Origin of the sequence: Hafnia paralvei ATCC 29927, assembly GCF_001655005.1 — a bacterium.
GTDB classification, from domain to species: Bacteria; Pseudomonadota; Gammaproteobacteria; order Enterobacterales; family Enterobacteriaceae; genus Hafnia; species Hafnia paralvei.
Genome location: NZ_LXET01000065.1, coordinates 1 through 17,123 on the forward strand (window position 1 = coordinate 1; position 17,123 = coordinate 17,123).

Annotated in this window: 21 protein-coding genes; 18 read left to right on the forward strand and 3 right to left on the reverse strand. The window is 50.5% G+C overall.

Features of this window, described 5'->3' with window-relative positions:
• The 13 genes from M988_RS21330 to M988_RS21395 form a co-directional block, all read left to right on the forward strand.
• Positions 1-235, forward strand: a 235-nt coding sequence (locus tag M988_RS21330) for a DNA methyltransferase (protein WP_282956182.1), incomplete at its 5' end; no start/stop codon positions are given.
• Positions 235-456 carry a hypothetical protein gene (locus M988_RS21335; protein WP_064575709.1) on the forward strand — a complete coding sequence of 74 codons (222 nt, stop codon included), beginning with the start codon at positions 235-237 and terminating at the stop codon, positions 454-456. The genes M988_RS21330 and M988_RS21335, both read left to right, overlap by 1 nt.
• Positions 457-465: 9 nt before the next feature.
• The gene (locus M988_RS21340; protein WP_064575711.1) at positions 466-879 is read left to right on the forward strand and encodes a DUF1380 family protein; all 414 of its coding nucleotides are present in this window, start codon (positions 466-468) and stop codon (positions 877-879) included.
• A 57-nt stretch (positions 880-936) separates the two neighbouring features.
• The gene (locus tag M988_RS21345) at positions 937-1,737 is read left to right on the forward strand and encodes a hypothetical protein (RefSeq protein ID WP_064575714.1); all 801 of its coding nucleotides are present in this window, start codon (positions 937-939) and stop codon (positions 1,735-1,737) included.
• A gap of 395 nt (positions 1,738-2,132) precedes the next feature.
• On the forward strand, positions 2,133-2,639 hold the full coding sequence (locus M988_RS21350) for an antirestriction protein ArdA (protein ID WP_064575716.1): 507 nt from the start codon (positions 2,133-2,135) through the stop codon (positions 2,637-2,639).
• Between the two features lie 40 nt (positions 2,640-2,679).
• Positions 2,680-2,871, forward strand: a complete 192-nt coding sequence (locus tag M988_RS21355; protein ID WP_064575720.1) for a hypothetical protein — start codon at positions 2,680-2,682, stop codon at positions 2,869-2,871.
• A gap of 735 nt (positions 2,872-3,606) precedes the next feature.
• Complete coding sequence (locus M988_RS21360) at positions 3,607-4,983, forward strand: DUF3560 domain-containing protein (protein WP_064575721.1); 1,377 nt, start codon at positions 3,607-3,609, stop codon at positions 4,981-4,983.
• 46 nt (positions 4,984-5,029) lie between these two features.
• A complete protein-coding gene (locus tag M988_RS21365) occupies positions 5,030-5,593 on the forward strand; it encodes a class I SAM-dependent methyltransferase (protein WP_064575723.1) in 564 nt (187 codons plus the stop codon).
• Between the two features lie 792 nt (positions 5,594-6,385).
• Positions 6,386-6,922, forward strand: coding sequence for a single-stranded DNA-binding protein (locus M988_RS21375; protein WP_064575727.1), 537 nt, complete (start codon positions 6,386-6,388; stop codon positions 6,920-6,922).
• A 45-nt stretch (positions 6,923-6,967) separates the two neighbouring features.
• Positions 6,968-7,213, forward strand: coding sequence for a DUF905 domain-containing protein (locus tag M988_RS21380; protein WP_064575730.1), 246 nt, complete (start codon positions 6,968-6,970; stop codon positions 7,211-7,213).
• A 70-nt stretch (positions 7,214-7,283) separates the two neighbouring features.
• A complete protein-coding gene (locus M988_RS21385) occupies positions 7,284-9,329 on the forward strand; it encodes a ParB/RepB/Spo0J family partition protein (RefSeq protein ID WP_064575732.1) in 2,046 nt (681 codons plus the stop codon).
• Positions 9,330-9,366: 37 nt separating this feature from the next.
• Positions 9,367-9,768, forward strand: a complete 402-nt coding sequence (locus M988_RS21390; RefSeq protein WP_052959252.1) for a conjugation system SOS inhibitor PsiB family protein — start codon at positions 9,367-9,369, stop codon at positions 9,766-9,768.
• A complete protein-coding gene (locus M988_RS21395) occupies positions 9,765-10,490 on the forward strand; it encodes a plasmid SOS inhibition protein A (RefSeq protein WP_064575737.1) in 726 nt (241 codons plus the stop codon). The genes M988_RS21390 and M988_RS21395 overlap by 4 nt, the downstream gene beginning before the upstream one ends.
• Before the next feature lie 56 nt (positions 10,491-10,546).
• On the opposite strand, the gene M988_RS21400 is transcribed toward M988_RS21395, so the two are convergent.
• Entirely contained in the window at positions 10,547-10,729 is a 183-nt protein-coding gene (locus M988_RS21400; RefSeq protein ID WP_064575739.1) for a helix-turn-helix domain-containing protein, read from the reverse strand.
• A gap of 595 nt (positions 10,730-11,324) precedes the next feature.
• Between M988_RS21400 and M988_RS21405 the strand changes: the two genes are divergently transcribed.
• The 3 genes from M988_RS21405 (at position 11,325) to M988_RS21415 (ending at position 12,956) form a co-directional block, all read left to right on the forward strand.
• Positions 11,325-11,687 (forward strand): hypothetical protein, encoded by a 363-nt coding sequence (locus M988_RS21405; protein WP_064575741.1) that lies wholly within the window; start codon positions 11,325-11,327, stop codon positions 11,685-11,687.
• A gap of 87 nt (positions 11,688-11,774) precedes the next feature.
• Entirely contained in the window at positions 11,775-12,011 is a 237-nt protein-coding gene (locus tag M988_RS21410) for a hypothetical protein (protein ID WP_043495535.1), read from the forward strand.
• A 66-nt stretch (positions 12,012-12,077) separates the two neighbouring features.
• Entirely contained in the window at positions 12,078-12,956 is an 879-nt protein-coding gene (locus tag M988_RS21415) for a DUF4942 domain-containing protein (protein WP_396255156.1), read from the forward strand.
• Positions 12,957-13,049: 93 nt separating this feature from the next.
• Here the strand turns inward: M988_RS21415 and M988_RS21420 are convergent, their stop codons facing one another.
• Positions 13,050-13,352 carry a hypothetical protein gene (locus M988_RS21420; RefSeq protein WP_064575742.1) on the reverse strand — a complete coding sequence of 101 codons (303 nt, stop codon included), beginning with the start codon at positions 13,350-13,352 and terminating at the stop codon, positions 13,050-13,052.
• 283 nt (positions 13,353-13,635) lie between these two features.
• On the opposite strand from M988_RS21420, the gene mobA reads away from it, so the two are divergent.
• Positions 13,636-13,941, forward strand: coding sequence for a plasmid mobilization protein MobA (gene mobA / locus M988_RS21425; RefSeq protein WP_064575744.1), 306 nt, complete (start codon positions 13,636-13,638; stop codon positions 13,939-13,941).
• A gap of 2 nt (positions 13,942-13,943) precedes the next feature.
• Complete coding sequence (traI, locus tag M988_RS21430) at positions 13,944-15,938, forward strand: TraI/MobA(P) family conjugative relaxase (protein ID WP_064575749.1); 1,995 nt, start codon at positions 13,944-13,946, stop codon at positions 15,936-15,938.
• A gap of 82 nt (positions 15,939-16,020) precedes the next feature.
• On the opposite strand, the gene M988_RS21435 is transcribed toward traI, so the two are convergent.
• The gene (locus M988_RS21435; protein WP_064575750.1) at positions 16,021-16,974 is read right to left on the reverse strand and encodes an Rpn family recombination-promoting nuclease/putative transposase; all 954 of its coding nucleotides are present in this window, start codon (positions 16,972-16,974) and stop codon (positions 16,021-16,023) included.
• Between the last annotated feature and the right edge of the window lie 149 nt (positions 16,975-17,123).

A 17,123-nucleotide genomic window follows, 5' to 3' on the forward strand; every position in this document is an offset into this window, starting at 1 on the left:
AGTCACGAGCTTACAACCGATCATCGAGTCTTTTACCGCCCCTGGCGCGATTGTGTTAGACCCCTTTGCAGGCAGCGGTTCGACCTGCGTCGCAGCCCTTCAAGCTGGACGTCGTTACATCGGCATCGAGCTCCTTGAGCAGTATCACAAAGCAGGGCGCGCCCGTCTTATGACGGTCCAGCGTGCCATGCAACAACCCGCCGCAAATGATGAATGGCTACCGGAGGCTGCGTAATGAACTACGACGGATTCGAAGGACTACGTGCCGACGTGGCGGCACTGGCCAACGCCATGTGCGATTTACGCCAGACGCTCAACGGGCTTGAGCAGCAATACAACTACCAAGCTGAATCGCTGCCGGTACTGTTGGCATCGCAAACCTTACGCCGTATCAATGCGTTATATCTCAAAGCATATTGCGAAGTGTTAACCCTCGATGAATCTTTTAAAGATTAGGAGATAGCCATGTACGGAACACGACAACACATTTGCGCGCAACTTGAAGAAGGCTTTTCTGCCGATACGCCGCTGGCACTCCTGATTTGGACCGCCGACGACATGGCGGCGTTTGCCGAAGGTTGGGATCTCTCACTCAACGACGAGGAAGTGAAAGCGGTGTTAGCCAAAATAGGTGCGATAGACGATCACCATTTAAACGGTGTGGGGGCCGACCTTGCGGGAAACTTGCTCAATGACGTGAAGGACGAAATGCAGCAGGTCACGCTGCCAGCCAGCCTGTTAACCCGCGTGGTGACGTTAGCCGAGCAAGCCTTATGGCCGAAAGAGTGGCAATCACGCGACGAGAACCGCGAGATCCCCGAAGGGATGCAGCACAAACTTAACGACCTGATCCAGATACGCAAATTGTTGCAGTCTTAATCGTTATTCACGCCGCCGTGCGCGGCGTGAATACCCCTTTGATTTGAGGTGCTTCATATGCACGAAAATAATGAAAATACCGCACTCAACGCCCTGATTTGCTATCACGGTAGGGCGCTGATATTAGCGCAGGGATGGCCTGAGCATATTGATGTCGTCCAATGCTATCCAGGGCGCTGGCCGGGTTGGATAAGCATTTACGCGCGATTGAACGCCGCCGAGCTGGTGACTGTCTTGCAGCCGTATACCCGCCAGACGTTGGCCCCGATGCGTTATCGGCTGGAAGATGCCATCGACAAGCTAACGGGCAGCCAAGCCGAGTTAGTGCTATATGGCAACCGATACACGCAAGAGCCGATGCTGCCGGGGGACGCAACACAGATTGCCATTCCCTTTGCCGCGCAATGGCTCACGCAGGAGGAACTCACCATTGTCCTAACCTGTATACGCGAGGCGATTATGACGGTATGTGCTCAAGTTTTGGCAGATTCACGACGCATTCAGGCCGCGTTAATGTCAACCGGACAAACGGTGTTTGAGCGCCAGACACGCCGTTTCCGCCTTGTGGCTAAAGAAAGTGACCAGCCGGGTTGGTTGGATGAAAACGACGATACGCTGCCCGAGGTGCTGGACGCGATCCTTAACAAAGGCGCTCGATTTGGCGCTATTGAGCTGTATCTGGTGTGTGAATCAGTTGAACATATTCTTTCCCACGGTCTACAAGAGGATGTGTTGCGTTTGCCTGAATGCCCCCCTCACCAATGGTTGGATTGGACGGTGCTACACGACGTTATCATAGAGGGCCGGCGTGAAATGAATAGCCTGCGCGATGCGCTGGCCGGTGTGAGAGCATCATAAAGGAGGAGGGGCAGTGCCCCTCTTTTTTCGTCTGATACAGGCAATAAGGACGTCGCAGGCTCGGCTATCTATCGGCCAATCCCCGCAGGCTTGGCCGGACAATGAACCGCTCTCTGTTATTGCGGTGTTGTGACGGCTAACGCCGTGCCGCAACTTTAGCCCTGACGTGGCCGATGCAAGGGAGGCTTCGCCGCCGTCGCTATTTATGCCTCTTCCCGCCGTGATTTTCCCGTCGTTCGTGCGCTCAAGCTTCGCGCTCTCACCGTTCAACTCCCGCCGTCCAGAGGCGATGTGTGGAAGGACGGCGCCCTTGCATCGGCCACTCGCCGCAGGGCTGTCGTATCGGCACGGCGTAAGCCGGAGCACAGACGACACTGACCTCGGAGGATTTTATTATGGGCAATGCAACCACCACACCTTCTGTCTACGTGGGCACCTACCACAAATACAACTGCGGCAGCATTTACGGCAAATGGCTAGACCTGACGGATTTTGACGACAGAGCCGAATTTTATGAGGCTTGCCGAGCACTGCATGCCGATGAAATGGATGCAGAATTTATGTTTCAGGACTGGGAAAATATCCCATCAAAGTTCGTCTGCGAAAGTGCTATTGACTGGGATTTTGTCGCTGCTTACCAACGCGCTGAAGCAGAAGGCAGCGAAGCCGCTTTTATCGCGTGGGCGGAGTATACCGGCCAGTGTGATTATGACGCTTTTGATGATGCATATCGGGGCGAGGCAGAAAGCGAAGAAGACTATGCTCTGGAGATGGTTGAGGATAACGGCTTGCTCAATGAGGTGCCGGATCTACTTCGCTGCTACTTCGATTTTAAAGCCTATGCGCGTGACCTGTTCAGCAGCGGCTATGTTTTCCATGACGGTTATGTTTTCACAAACTAAATACTATGCGGCGGTGAAACCGCCGGTTAAGGATATAACGATGAAACTTGCGCCGGAAACCCGCGAAATATTGCGTCAATACAAGGCATTAATTAATGCACGTCGACGTGATTCCGGTCAGCGGGAACTCACGACCCCACAGGTCATGGATGAAATTTGTTACTTCATGACCTGTCAGTGTGCTGTATATATTGGTGGCCATTTCATCTTACAGGGTGGCAAAGGGCAGTAAGTATGATGGCAGGCGTTCGGAGCGCCTGTCTGGCCGTGCCGAAACCCCGTGTGCGCCGTTGGCGCACGGGAAGGTATGCGGTGCTAACGCACCGCTTATCCTCCCGTTTCGTGATGTCAGGGTAGTGTGTTGCGTTGTGTTTCCATACCGACTATGGCTGTTCTTCTTCCTCTCCCCAATTTTTATCTTCTTCTTCATTTTCTTTATCTCACTGTGCGTCGTTCTGCTATTGGTCTTTTTTTCATTGCTCCTTAACACACCCAAAATCACTCTTTGGGGCACCCAAGGCGTGCGCCGTTCCGACACACGACGACTGACACAACTAGTCGCGCCCAGATTTCCGGGCACGCCAAGTTTTACGCAGCCACGCCTGCGCGTCTGCGCCCATTCGGGGTAGAGCCGTTGCTGGAAGGTCAACAGCATCGCTTGCTGTGACCTTATTGGTCACGCCGCTTTCACTGCCGTCGAGGGGACTGCCGGCGCTAAGGGGCGTAACGTCTTCGCTGCCGCTATGCCCGTTACGCGATTGTGTCCTGTTTCACCCTTTGGCGTGTGAACGCTCGTGAGTAACTCCAACCGTCGCTATGTATTCAACCACACTTCCTCGCTCAAGCTGACAAGGCTGGTATGAACGCCTTCGGCGGCCTTGTCAGCGCTCCTTCGTGTGGTTTGAACACGTGTGCGACGGCGAATACTCACAAAAGCATCACTTCAACCCCATAAGGAGATTTAAACATGCCACAACTCAACACCCAAGGCGCGACAGCGAAGCCTACAAATGCATCTTTTGAAAACCACGCACCGACCTATCGTGCAACCTATTCCCCTGACGATAACAAGCTGCGTCTTTATGCATCGCAATATCTCGATGATGAAACCTATTCAAAAGTCCATGCCGTGGGCTTCAAATGGGCACCTAAACAAGGGTTTTTTGTGGCGCCAGCATGGACGCCATCGCGTGAAGATTTGCTGATCTCTCTGGCGGGTGATATTGAGGACGAGGACAGCACCTTGTTTGAGCGTCAGGAAGAACGCGCCGAGCGGTTCAACGACTACAGCTCAAAACGCGCCGCAGAATCAGAGCAGGCGCTCGCGCATGTTGATGCGCTAACGTCAGCCATTCCGCTTGGACAGCCGATCCTCATCGGACATCACAGCGAACGTAAAGCGCGTAACCACGCCAAAAAAATTGATAATGGAATGAAGCGCGTCGTGATGTTGTTTGAACGCGCGGGATATTGGGAAGAGCGCGCGCAGGCATCCCTCAAACATGCCAAATATAAAGAGCGCTCAGACGTTCGCTATCGCCGCATTAAAAAAATCGAGGCTGATTTACGTAAGGCTGAAAAAAACATTGTAGCTTCTGAGAAATTTTTGAAGCTCTGGCGCTCGGATAATCTTGATCTCAATATGGCGCGCGCTATCAGTAATTATGATCATATTTCGTGCTGTTTCACGCTCGAAAAGTACCCGCGCTCGGCAGAAATTAGCCAGTATGAAGGGTTTATGTCCCTGTGGTCAGCCCTAAGTGAGGGCATTATTGACGCCGAACAAGCCCGAGATATTGCGATCCCCAATCATGAAAAAAGCGTGAAACATCGTCAACGCTGGGCGGCGCACTACCGCAACCGCCTAAGCTATGAGCGCGGGATGCTGAACGAAGCCGGTAGCATTATTACCCGTGCTAATGAATTCCAAATCGGCGGGCAGGTGTTAAGCCGCGGGGAGTGGTTGAGCATTATCCGCATCAACAAAAGCAATGGTGATGTGAGCTCGATTGAGACATCTCACTATAGTTTTGTTGGGCTCAGAGGCACGATGAAACTCACCCCTGACCGCATCACAGACTACAAAGCCCCTTCAGATGAAGAAGCGATCGCCGCCAAGAACGCCGCAAAGCGCCCGCCTATCGTCAATTATCAGGAGGAGGGCTTCAAAGCGATGACAAAGGCCGAATGGGCAAAAACGCCATCTGATTATAAGGGTGTGCGTGGCGTTGCTGAAAATGATGAGCATGGCGCGTACCGCTACCGCCGTGTGATGTCCACCGGCTGCACACTGCTAACGGTGTATATAACCGACATGAAAACCGTTGAAATTCCTAAAAAATAATAAGGGTGCTCCCCGACGTTGTCGGGGAGCCATAAAAGGGAACATGATGAATACCGATTTGAAACAGCGCATTGAGACGATGCGCGCAAAACTCGATGAACGCGCCCCAGTGGTTGAAGTGAGCGCGGCCTCTCAGCTTTTTGTGACGCCAGAACCCGCCTGTAAGCGGTTGGTGACACTGGCGGAGGTTAAGAATACTGATTACATACTAGAGCCGAGCGCCGGAACAGGGGCGATTTTACGCGCAATCAAACACGCCGCCCCGTCTGCGCGGTGCGATGCGGTGGAACTTAACGCGGCGTTAGTGGGGCATCTGCGGGGAGCGTTTCCTGGTGTTAATGTCTGGTGCGGCGATTTTATGGAATATGGGCAGGCGGTCCAGTACGACAAAATCATCATGAATCCGCCCTTTAACCATGCGCAGGATATTCGACATATACAGCGCGCCCTGTCGCTATTAAAGCCCGCAGGGCTGCTAACGGCGATTTGTCTCAATGGCCCCCGCCAACAAAAAATACTCAAGCCGCTTTGCGATGTTTGGGAGGAGCTGCCGCGCGGCACGTTTTCATATACCGATGTGGCGACGGCGATAATCAGACTTCGTGCCTAACTGTCTTATTCGATATCAGGCAGGGGAGGTGTCCTCTGTCTGTCCGCGCCGAAAAAAACACGCGCCGTTGGCGCACGGGAATGCAGCGGTGCTAACGCACCGCTTATCTCCCCGTTTCGTGATGTCAGGGTAGTGTGTTGCGTTGTGTTTCCATTCCGACTATGGCTGTTCTTCTTCCTCTCCATGATCTCTTTCCTCTTCGTCTTTTCGATCTTCTTCTGGATATACATCCTTCTGCTGTTGGGGCTGTTTCGCTTATCTCTCCAAAATATACACAAGGGACTTTGGGGCACCCAAGGGCGTGCGCCGTTCCGACACACGACGACTGACACAACTAGTCGCGCCCAAACAAACGGGCACGCCAAGTTTTACGCAGCCACGCAAGGTGTCTGCGCCCATGCGGGGTAGAGCCGTTGCTGGCAGGTCAACAGAATCGCTTGCTGTGACCAGTTGGTCACGCCGCTTTCACTGCCGGCGATGAAGCTGCCGGCGCTAAGGGGGCCAGATAAATCTGGCCTCTTTCCGGTGTCCTTTCTTTACGCCCTATCCTGAGCGCTGTGTTTTCGTGGGTCAGCCTGCGTCAGGGGACGGAAAAGTCAACAGGCCGCGCCAGCGCTGGCCGCATTAATTTTTTTTTCCTCTCAAGTTCGTCTCAAAAAATGAACGCACCCCCTGTGGACTTTACCGCCGCGCCTGTCGCTACCGTCTTCCCACGAAAAGCCCCTCGCCCCGGAAAAATCCGGCAGAGGGAAATACACCAGAAAGAAGCCAGAGGCTTCAAGGAGCAACATGATGGCGAGCAAAGGCGTTAATAAAGTGATTTTAGTGGGACATTTAGGCCAAGAACCCGAAGTACGCTACATGCCGAACGGTGGCGCAGTTGCCAATTTGTCACTGGCTACCTCAGAAACATGGCGCGATAAGCAAACGGGCGAACAAAAAGAAAAAACCGAATGGCATCGCGTTGTGGTGTTTGGCAAGTTGGCTGAAATCGCAGGGGAATATCTGCAAAAAGGTTCGCAAATCTACATCGAGGGCGCTTTACAGACCCGCAAATGGACAGACACACAGGGCATTGAGCGTTACACCACGGAAATTATCGTCAACGTGGGCGGCACAATGCAAATGTTGGGCAATCGTCGTGAAGCCAACCCAACCCCAGCCCCAGCCCCGCAGACCAGCGGTCAGCCACAACAACAGGCAGCAGCTCCCGCAGCTAAAAAAGACGGCAAAGGCAAAAAGTCCAAGGCCGCCGCTCAGCCGGAACCTCAGCCGCCACAGACGGGGGAATTCCCGCCGATGGATTATGACGATTCGATCCCATTCTAGGATTTACCAGCCCTGCGAGAGCAGGGCTTAAACAGGAGAAATACGATGTCAGACATTACCGAGGCCAAGCCATTAAAGTCCCTGTCCGATGGCACCTTCACCCGCGAACACGCAGTAGAGGTCGCCGCGCAGTATGAGAACGTCGCTATCGAAGACGATCAGGGGACGCACTTTCGTCTAGTGGTTCGTAAGAATGGTGAAATGGTCTGGCGTACATGGAATTTTGAACCGGAGGGCGCGTATTGGCTTAACCGCTACATCGTAAATTATGGCATCCGTAAAACGCAGTAAGCAGTAAGTGAGGTGCCGGACGGTGGGCGTCCGGCAGACAATCATCAATAACTTGATAGGAGTATCAACTATGTCAGTGACCAATGCTAAATCAACCCGTAATGCGAGTAAAGCGAGCAAGAAAACTGCCCCAGCGGCACAGGCCGAAGCAGCTAACACCGCGCTGCGTGATATTCCCGTTTCTATAATTACCGTAAGTTCACTCGTCCATTCGACGCTGAACGTGCGTAAACAAGCCCCTGATGCAGCCAAACTGGCAGAGCTTGCCGAGAGCATTAAAGCGGTTGGGGTTTTGCAGAATCTGGTGGCGTTTGAACAGCCAGATGGCCTGTTAGGTGTCGCCGCAGGGGGACGCCGTTTAGCCGCCCTGCAACAGTTATTAGCGGCGGGAGATATCGATAATGGCTATCTCGTTCCGGTCAAAGTGGTATCTGAGGATATGGCGGTGACGCTGTCACTAACAGAAAACAGCCATCGTGAGGATACGCACCCCGCCGACCAAATCCGTGCGTTTATGACGCTCAGTGAGTCCGGCAAAAACCCCGCGCAAATCGGCAGTGTGCTCGGCTATACCACGCGCCATGTGCAGAAATGCCTACGGTTAGCGGGGATGGCTCCAGCGTTACTTGAGGCACTGGCCACCGATACTATCAACCTCGATCAGCTGCAAGCTCTATCCGCTAACGAAGACCATCAGCGCCAGTTAAACGTATGGCAGAACGCGCTGGCGGGATATTCTTATGAGCAACGACCGGATGCGCTGCGTCGTGAGGTGTTGTGTGATGAAATCTCCGCCGAAAACAACATTCAGCTAAACTTTGTCGGGCGCGAGGCTTACGAGCAAGCGGGTGGCGATTTTCGCTATGACCTGTTTACCGATGAGGGCTTTATTACTGATCCCGCATTACTGGAACGATTGACGCGTGAAAAACTTCACGCAGAGGCAAAAGAGATTGCCGACGCCGAGGGCTGGAAGTGGTCAGAAGGCCGTTTGTCAAAGGTGCGCAATTACGGCGAAGATGCGCAGCAGTATCGCTTAGAAACACAGCCTGACGCCGATTTGACCGCACAAGAACTGATTCAAATTGCCGAGTGGGAAGCGGAACGAAACGCGCTTGCTGATACGGATGAAAATTTCGACCGTGTTATGCAACTCAATGAAAACATTGAGATGCTCACAGAACAGGCCGAAAACCGCGCATGGCTTTATGTTGATCGCATTCGAGGCGGTGTCGTGGCCTCGCTGACGGATGGCGTTCTCTATATCCAGCGTGGTGTGATGCTGCGCATTGAGGCCGATAATACGGCGAACGTATCCGAGGACACCCAGCAAGAGCCGTTAGTTATCAATAAAAATGTCGATAACGAAAGCCCACGCGAACCCGTTGAGGCTATCAGTCTTCCTCTGCTGACAAAAATGTCATCTGAACGCACTCTTGCGGTACAAGCTGCCTTGTTATTACAGCCTGAAAAAGCGCTGGCGCTGCTCGCTTGGCGCTTGTGTACGCATGTGTATTTAGGATGCACAACGACTCGCCACCCGTTCGTGATCGGCTTGACCGTGTCACATTATTCTCTGACGGATAATGCGCCATCGGGTGAGGAAGGAATGGCCTACATTACGTTGATGCAAGAAAAAGCACGGCTGGAAGCGCTCTTACCAGAAGGTTGGGAGAAAGACTTTATCACCTTCTTTACGCTGGATAACTCTGTTCTCATGGCGCTGATGGCATATTGCACCGCATGCTCGGTTGATGGTGTTCAGACCCGCGACATGGGGCATACATCACGCAGTCCGCTCGATACGCTTGAAACTGCTCTTGATTTCCATATGCGCGATTGGTGGCAACCGACGAAAGCAAACTTCTTCGATCATCTGAAAAAACCGCAAATCATTGATGCCTTGAACGAAGCAGGGCAGACAGGTGCCGCGCGTGACGCCGACAAGATGAAAAAAGGCGATGCCGCCGAACTGGCTGAAAGCAAAATGGGGAGTAATCGCTGGGTTCCTGCTTGGATGTGTACGCCCGATGCACAAAAGCCCGCATCTGATGCACAAAACAGCGTATCTGATGCACAGAACGACGTTGATACTCATATCGCGAACGCCGCCTAACTTGGAGACGCTGCCCGAAAGGGCAGCGGTTTAAAACATGAAATTTATTGGAACGTTGTTAAGAAAATCCGAGTTAGACGCGATGAGCGCTGACGAACTGGAACAGTTCGCCGAACGCGGTCAGGACTATCGGCATGTGCTGTCGTGTTCTGTATTGAATATTTTAAAAGTACCGCAGGGATGTGTCGTTGAAGCTGAATACGGCAGCGAGTTTGGCGGGCTATATCCCGTTACGCTAAGGATTGCGCCAGAAGGTGAGTCGCCAGAGGCGGAGTGGTACGTATCGAGTGCAGGAACAGAGTGTGATGGATGGTCTGTTTGCCGAGTTGATAGCGCCGGTCAAGTCGTTGACCTGTACTTTGATGTACATTTTCAGCCCGATCATCTTAACGCTCTGTTGGCAAAAGAAGCCCAGCACTATCAGGAGGTGGCAGCGTGATCCCTAATCATCTTGCACTCATTCCGCATAACGTCCATCAGTTTGCGGCAACGCAGGCCATCATCGATGTCGAACGCAAGCAGCTGCGCGGCACGCAACTCGGACAACATCCTTATGCGCGAGCTTTGTTCCGGCACTTACGCGGCGGCGCAATGCGGATCACTGCCAAAGATATTCGCTTTGCAGCCGGTGACTATTCGCCAAAAGAGCGGGGCGGGGCGTCCAAGTCGGACTATATCGCCGCCCTCGACAAACTGATAGAGACGCGAGGGATGGATTGCCCGCTGCCGCTGTCGGGCAGCGCGGTTAAGCAGTATTTTCCCGATGAGCATTACCGACTATCAGAACGAAAAAATAGACAATGGGAACTGCGGTTTGCCCGTGTCGATAAAATTGAAGCCAAACAGCGCCAGCAAAAGCGCCGCCGCTATCAAACACAGGTGGCGCAGGCACAGATTGAGCTGGCGTTTACTACGCCGAGTGAGCTAGTAGCGTGGTATAAACGCCAAGAACGGCAGGGGATTTTCGATGACGATCTCATTGAATGCGTCCATGCCTGGAGTCAACGTTTCTGCGGTGTACGTAGCCAGGTATTTTTATCAGGACAACCTTTGTGGGCGGTGCTTAACGATATGCATGACGAGCTCGAGAGCCGAACCCCCGTTGAGCAATGGCTGGATACCTTGTTACTGCCTAACAAACTTATGCATCGGGCGTGCTGACAACCATAACTGCCGTCTGGGACGGATGAATTAAGCTGCCTGCAAGCAGGCAGCGCTTAACATCGTCCCTTTTCCGCTCTTGCTGTTAATGCTTCCGTGGCCAACTCAACTATCTTTTCTATTTCTTTGCGACTTTCATAACGCTTGTAAGTTCTTAGGCTAATGCCCAATTCTTCGGCTGCTCTCTCTTGATCCCATCCAAAACCACGACGCCATAAACGAAGCTCAAAACCCGTCATTTTTGTCTCTCTAAAAGTGCCATTTTGTCACTTTATACTAATTAAATTAATGTGATTTGCAATTTTTAATGCATTGTAAAGTGCCAAAATGACACTTAATTAATATGATAATTCGTCATGTGCGACGTCATTTTTAAAGACTTACCCCCTAGGGCGTCTCCTTCGGACCGCGCGCTCGTGCTACGCACAGAGCCAGTCTGCGCCTGTCTCTGCCCATACGGGCTTCCCTCGCATGACGCAACCCCGTCGCTTGCATGGCCTTGCGGCCAGCCGCTTTCACTGCCCGACAGTTATCTGTCGGGCGCTAAGGCAGCCAGATGAATCTGGCTTTTCCGTGTCACCTTCCACCTTGCGCCGTCTACGTTTCCTTTTTGCAGATCAGCCTGCGTCACGGGACCTGAAAGTCAACAGGCCGCGCAAGCGCTGGCCGTATTAATTTTTGTCCTCTCAAGTTCGTCTCAAAAATGAACACGTCCCCTGTGGACTTTCACGCCGCGCGTGTCGCTGACCGTCTTCCTGCAAAAACGCCACGCAGCCGGTTCTACCGGTTCGGAATGACACCAGAAAGAAGCCAGAGGCTTCAAAGGAGAAATCTATGTATCAGACGCTCAACTACACAAGTACCGATCGCATGTTGTGGGATGCCGAGGCCGAACATGCCTACTGGCTTGCGCAAGAAAAAAAATCAATTACTGCGCCCGTAGAAATCAGCGTAGCGGCCTTTCACGACGCCGCAGGGCGCTATTTATCGGCTAACTGGATGTATTTTTTTGATGAGAACACAGACAGCGAATCATTTATGAGTGCTGACATGGTGTGCGGGAATGTGACGGATATTTATGTGCGAGTGGGGGCGCGTTACTTCCATTTTTGTGATCGCGAATCCTGCACCCATCAGGCCATTCTTCAACGTATTACACAGGAGGTATTAGCGAAAAATACGAACGTACAGATGTAAAAAAAGCAGGCTTTCGCCTGCTCTCTCATGCTGGTTTTGACCGTATCAAAGATAAACCAGCTTCAATCAATACATGGAGATTTAACCATGAAAACTGAAGTCACGATTATTGCGCCTTGTGCGGCGCATGTAAAGCAAAAACAGCAAAAACGTGTTTACCACGAAGACATTTCACCGCAGGCCATTGCGCCCGCGTTGAAATCCTTTGGGCGGCACATTGTGAAACAACAACGTCGCCGCCAGTCGGTCAGGGTTCCCGCTATGCGTGGGAGTGATTGGGGGCAATTGTTGCGCGCCCTCGAATTAAAACGGGCTTTCGCCTGATTTAACTTTCCGCCTCATGCATAAGCATGAGGCGGTTCTCTGACACGACGAATAGAGGCATGATTTATGCAAAATACGGTTTTATCCCTTCATCATGGTGTAACTGATTCGATTTACATGGATTCCAGCACAGAGCAGGCAGGTGGCTTGATCCCATCAGTGGAAATCGATCGCATTATTTCTATACGTGCCGAAGGATTGAAAAAGTATGCGGATGGACTGGCGATGTTGCATGACGCCAAGGCGTTGTTCTTATCGGTCAGTGGTGATCTCTCTACTGTTAACTTTGGGCAATGCGTTTTCGATGCCGTTCGCTGGGAATCAAATCCAAAACGTGACGACAAGGTGATTAAAAAAGGTATTGATGTTGATATATGGCAATACCTCATGAATGAAACAGGCATGATCACTTTGATGAGTAGTAAGCAACAAGATGCATGGGAAAAGCAGTTACATAGTGATGACATGCCAGAAATCACCCTTGAGACGGTTATCGCAACCTTTACACAGTTGAATGCAAGCAAAAGTGATACGTTTGAGCAAGGTGTTATTGACGTGTTTCGCGCGTTATCATGGGACTATAAAACGAATAACCCGTGTCGTTTAGGTAAGAAAATTATTGTTTCACGTCTGCTTGAAACGTGGGGGAAAGGTTACACAAAAGCAACTTGTAGCAGCGTTGCAAAACTGGATGATTTGGCGAAACCATTCTACGTATTAGAGGGAAAACCAGTACCAGATTACCGCGTTGCAGATGGTGCAAATTTCACTTTATTTTATGACAATCATGGTTTCTCTGGTGAAGTCTATGAAGGGGAATATTTTTTCGTGAAGTACCATAAAAATGGTAATGGTCACATTGTATTTAAGCGCCCAGAGTTGGTGGATAAAATTAACGATATTGTTTCACGCCGCTACCCTGACATGCTACCAGAGCGTGTATGATAGACGCGAAAGCAGAGTTGATGCTCTGCTTTTTTTATTTCCCTGCGATTGCATAATGGTATTGAACCATTACGCAATCGATGCGCCAACCTGCTAGTTTTGAGATTGATTGACGCTTTTTTTACTCTTCGCCACAGCTTTCTTTTTAGAACCACTGCTTGCTGAAAGTAAGTCTCTAATTGCGCGTTCACTGACTACAATTTCACACGTTTCCAATGCGGATTTAATTTCTTTCGCTGAATAGCCTTTTTGTGTCGCTAACGCAACAATCTGCGCGTGAAGACTTTCCAGTGCATCTTTACTCGATATTTTATTTTTAGATAAATCAGGTAATTCTTCGAGCTTCATTTTCGCGAGTTCAATCTGATCATGCGTGTAAAAATTCTTTGCAGCCATGCTAATCCACCTTGTTTCACTATTTAAACAGAGTCATTCCGCAATTATACCGATAATGCGTCATTTTAGGTTATCCAATTTACCTCATCATGGTGTCGTGACAAACCAGGCCATGCGGGGCATAATAGATGAAATCCAGTTCAAAATAAGGGACAAGATGTGTTTTGTAGCACCGCCTGCACGCAGTCGGCCCCTACAAAACGTCTTGGTCAGGGCGAAGCCCCGACACCCCTGATACGATAAACCCGAGCCGAACACCGAGAGTAAGGGCGATGAGAGTCACATGAGCAAGAGTGAGAAGCGAAACAGAACAGCACTTCTTCCTAGTGTGCGCTGCCTTCCCGAAGAGAAGGAAGCCATTCAGGAAAAAGCGAAAGCCGCCGGGCTAAGCCTCGGGGAGTTTTTGCGTCGTTCTGCGCTAGGCCGCCGTATTGATGCTCAATGTGATACCGAAATGATTATGGAACTTCGTCGTCTCGGTGGCTTGCAAAAGCACCTTTTCAAAGAGGGCGAGGGGGTGATGAGTAAAGAGTATTCTCAGGTACTCGTTGCACTACAGAATGCGCTTCTTCGTGTCGGGCGGGGCTAGCGATGATTGGACGAATCCCTCCTAAGCGCCGTGATGGTAAAAGTAGTTTCCTAAAACTTGTCTCGTATGTCGTCATTCGGGATGAAGATAAACCGGACATGCCACTCGAGCCTGAACATCCGGATTGGCGTCGCCCTAAATCTAAAGATGGCCTATTCAATAGGTTGGTCGACTACGTTAGTAGAAGTGGTGATGAAGGGGCTATGCATACGTTGAATATTGACGATGATGGCCGACAGCGAGTTCTGTTTGATGGTGTTTTGTGCGAAACAAATAACTTCAGTTTAGCGACAGCGGCTGTTGAAATGAATGCTGTCGCTTCGCAAAACACACGCTGTAAAGACCCCGTATTTCACTACATTCTTTCTTGGCCTACCAGTGACAATCCAAATCAGGATGAAGTGTTTGATAGCGTCAGACACACGTTAAAATCTTTTGGAATGGATGAGCATCAGTACGTCGCGGCTATACATACTGATACCAATAATATTCACTGCCACATAGCGGTTAACAGAGTTCATCCTGTCACTTACGATACTGCTGATGATTCATTTACTCGTCTCAAGTTGCAACGGGCCTGTCGAGAGCTTGAGCTTAAATACGACTGGACCCCGACTAATGGGTGTTATGTCGTGGACGAGAATAAGCAGATCGTTTACAAAAAACGAGATGAACCGCCAGTACCTCAAGGTTCGGTAGCTATGGAGTATTATGCCGATCAAGAAAGTCTCCATAGCTATGCCATGAGAACGTGTTCTGATGATTTGGAAAAGCTGATTGTTAAAGACGAACTAACCTGGTTTGAACTCCACAAGTTGTTGGTCAAACAAGGTTTAAGACTTGATAAAAAAGGCAAAGGACTCGCTATCTATTCTCTTGATGAGAAGGACATAACGCCGATCAAAGCAAGTCACTTACATCCTGACTTGACGCTCAATTGTTTGGAAGATGATCTTGGTCCATTTGAGCAACTGGAAGATGCAGGGCGATATACTTTAGATACAAATGATGAAGGCGATGATGCGCTGATTCATATGTATCGCTATGAACCCCTTTTGCATAAACGTGATGAGGATGCGAGAGCCGCTCGGCGTGAAGCCCGTGCGATTGCACGACGTGAGCTGTTCGAACGTTATAAAAAATACAGCAACGGTTACAAGCGTCCGAAGATGGAAGGGACTGAGGCTACGTCTCAGTTTAAAGCGCTATCGAATCGCTACGCATGGAAGAAAGAACAGGTTCGCTTTGTCTTTGACGATCCGTTAATTCGTAAGGCTGTTTACCGTGTTCTTGAAGCGGAACGGCAAAAAGAATTTGAGTCTTTAAAAGCGCAAATTAAACAGGAAAGAAATGCTTTCTATAGTCATCCTGCGAATCGCAAACTGACAAAACAGGAGTGGGTTGGCCAGCAAGCCCTTAAACAAGATCAGGCTGCGATTTCGTGTCTACGTGGATGGTCTTATCGTTATAAACGTGATGCGTTAACACCGCCACTCTCTGAAAATGCGATAGTTTGTGCAGTGGCTGATGACACGAAACCATATAACATTCAGGGATACGAAAAATCCGTGAGTCGTGATGGAACGATACAGTATAAGCAGGATGGTATTATCCAGATTCAGGATAAAGGTAGTCGCCTTGAGATTGCTGATCCATATGCCCAGAATGGGCTGCATATTGCCGGTGCAATGGTTCTTGCCGTAGAAAAATCGGGTGAGAAAATGTTGTTTAGTGGGGATACAGAATTTGTTGAGTCAGCTTGTGATTTAGTGCCGTGGTTTAATCAAGAGGGTAAGAAGATCCTACCGTTAACAGAACCACAACAGCGAGTTATGGCGGGGTACGATAAAGCTGAAGTGCGCGATGATGCATTTGTGGCGACGCATCGTATCGTTGATGAAGAAACTTATTTGGCCTCGCTTGAGCGCAATGAAGTCAACGATAACCGTGAACGTCATGACCTTAAGCACAAGAAGAATACGTATCGACCGCGTTAAGCGCTCTATCGCGACAAATAAAAACCTCCGTAAGAGGATACTCACGGGGGTTTATTGTTTAGACAGGCATCGCGGCCATTGATTAGTGGCGGATTTGTTCCAGTTCGTCAGCGGTAAGACCGGTCATTTTCATCACGGTACCGCGATCGAGACCATTTTGTAGCATGGTACGAGCAACTTCGAGTTTGCCCTCGAGCTTGCCTTCGTAGCGACCTTTTTCCTCGCCGATTTGGATGCCCTCCATGCGGCCTTCCATTCGACCTTTCTCAATGCCTTTCTGTTCAAGTTGTTGTGCGATGGTCATAAGTGCGTCTCCGTGTTGCGGCACACGCTGTGCCAGTTCGCGAACAAAAGCTTCAGAGTCAGCGGACTCGCCTGCTTGTACGAGATAGTGTATCAGCGCTATCACCTGCGGTGAAGAGAGATAATCTGCCATCAGTAACGTCACCAGTCGGTCCGTCAGGGTGGCGATATCGCGCTGATGAATGTGTTTTTGCAGCAGGGTGAGTGCGGCCATACTGCGGTGACCCATGATTTCATCATCTGGTATCACAGTGACATCAACCAGCGGATAGGCTCCGCCGTAGATGTTTGCCGCCAGTTCAGGGTCGTCAAACTCATCGAGCCAGCGTGTCGTATAAGGATACGGGCTGCGTTTGCCAACATAGAATAGTATCGGTATCACCAGCGGCAGTTTCTTATGGCCTGCGTCGAGGTGGCGCTGCATAGCTGCAATGGCATAGCGGGTCATGCGAAAGGCCATATGAATATCGGGTGAGCTTTGATGTTCGATTAAAACATGCACATAGCCCGTTCCTTCAACTGTCTCTACGCTGTAGAGCACGTCACTAAAATACTGGCGAAGATCATCTTCAACAAAGGAGCCTGATTCAAGCTTTAGCGTACTGAGGTCGCATATTGCGCGTAGCTCTGCCGGAAGATGGATCTCCATAAAATCCCGTGCGATTTCCGGCTGTGTAAGGAACTGGCGGAAGGTCGCATCATGCGGCGTAGGCGTGCTGTTTTTCTTCTTCATCGATACAGACTCTCAATATTGATATGTCTATGATATCACACTTATAAAACGCGGGATTTTTTGCCTGATATGCTGCGTGTGATATTATCCGCGCTTATTGTGTATGGAGATACGTTTTGACCGTTTTATATCAAAAAAATCCCTCCCAA

Coding starts and splice junctions, on each gene's coding strand:
- mobA (WP_064575744.1), top strand. CDS start 13,636: ATGAGCAAGAGTGAGAAGCGAAACAGAACAGCACTTCTTCCTAGTGTG.
- M988_RS21435 (WP_064575750.1), bottom strand. CDS start 16,974: ATGAAGAAGAAAAACAGCACGCCTACGCCGCATGATGCGACCTTCCGC.
- M988_RS21415 (WP_396255156.1), top strand. CDS start 12,078: ATGCAAAATACGGTTTTATCCCTTCATCATGGTGTAACTGATTCGATT.
- M988_RS21360 (WP_064575721.1), top strand. CDS start 3,607: ATGCCACAACTCAACACCCAAGGCGCGACAGCGAAGCCTACAAATGCA.
- M988_RS21355 (WP_064575720.1), top strand. CDS start 2,680: ATGAAACTTGCGCCGGAAACCCGCGAAATATTGCGTCAATACAAGGCA.
- M988_RS21375 (WP_064575727.1), top strand. CDS start 6,386: ATGGCGAGCAAAGGCGTTAATAAAGTGATTTTAGTGGGACATTTAGGC.
- M988_RS21410 (WP_043495535.1), top strand. CDS start 11,775: ATGAAAACTGAAGTCACGATTATTGCGCCTTGTGCGGCGCATGTAAAG.
- M988_RS21385 (WP_064575732.1), top strand. CDS start 7,284: ATGTCAGTGACCAATGCTAAATCAACCCGTAATGCGAGTAAAGCGAGC.
- traI (WP_064575749.1), top strand. CDS start 13,944: ATGATTGGACGAATCCCTCCTAAGCGCCGTGATGGTAAAAGTAGTTTC.
- M988_RS21380 (WP_064575730.1), top strand. CDS start 6,968: ATGTCAGACATTACCGAGGCCAAGCCATTAAAGTCCCTGTCCGATGGC.
- M988_RS21390 (WP_052959252.1), top strand. CDS start 9,367: ATGAAATTTATTGGAACGTTGTTAAGAAAATCCGAGTTAGACGCGATG.
- M988_RS21340 (WP_064575711.1), top strand. CDS start 466: ATGTACGGAACACGACAACACATTTGCGCGCAACTTGAAGAAGGCTTT.
- M988_RS21420 (WP_064575742.1), bottom strand. CDS start 13,352: ATGGCTGCAAAGAATTTTTACACGCATGATCAGATTGAACTCGCGAAA.
- M988_RS21405 (WP_064575741.1), top strand. CDS start 11,325: ATGTATCAGACGCTCAACTACACAAGTACCGATCGCATGTTGTGGGAT.
- M988_RS21400 (WP_064575739.1), bottom strand. CDS start 10,729: ATGACGGGTTTTGAGCTTCGTTTATGGCGTCGTGGTTTTGGATGGGAT.
- M988_RS21350 (WP_064575716.1), top strand. CDS start 2,133: ATGGGCAATGCAACCACCACACCTTCTGTCTACGTGGGCACCTACCAC.
- M988_RS21365 (WP_064575723.1), top strand. CDS start 5,030: ATGAATACCGATTTGAAACAGCGCATTGAGACGATGCGCGCAAAACTC.
- M988_RS21345 (WP_064575714.1), top strand. CDS start 937: ATGCACGAAAATAATGAAAATACCGCACTCAACGCCCTGATTTGCTAT.
- M988_RS21335 (WP_064575709.1), top strand. CDS start 235: ATGAACTACGACGGATTCGAAGGACTACGTGCCGACGTGGCGGCACTG.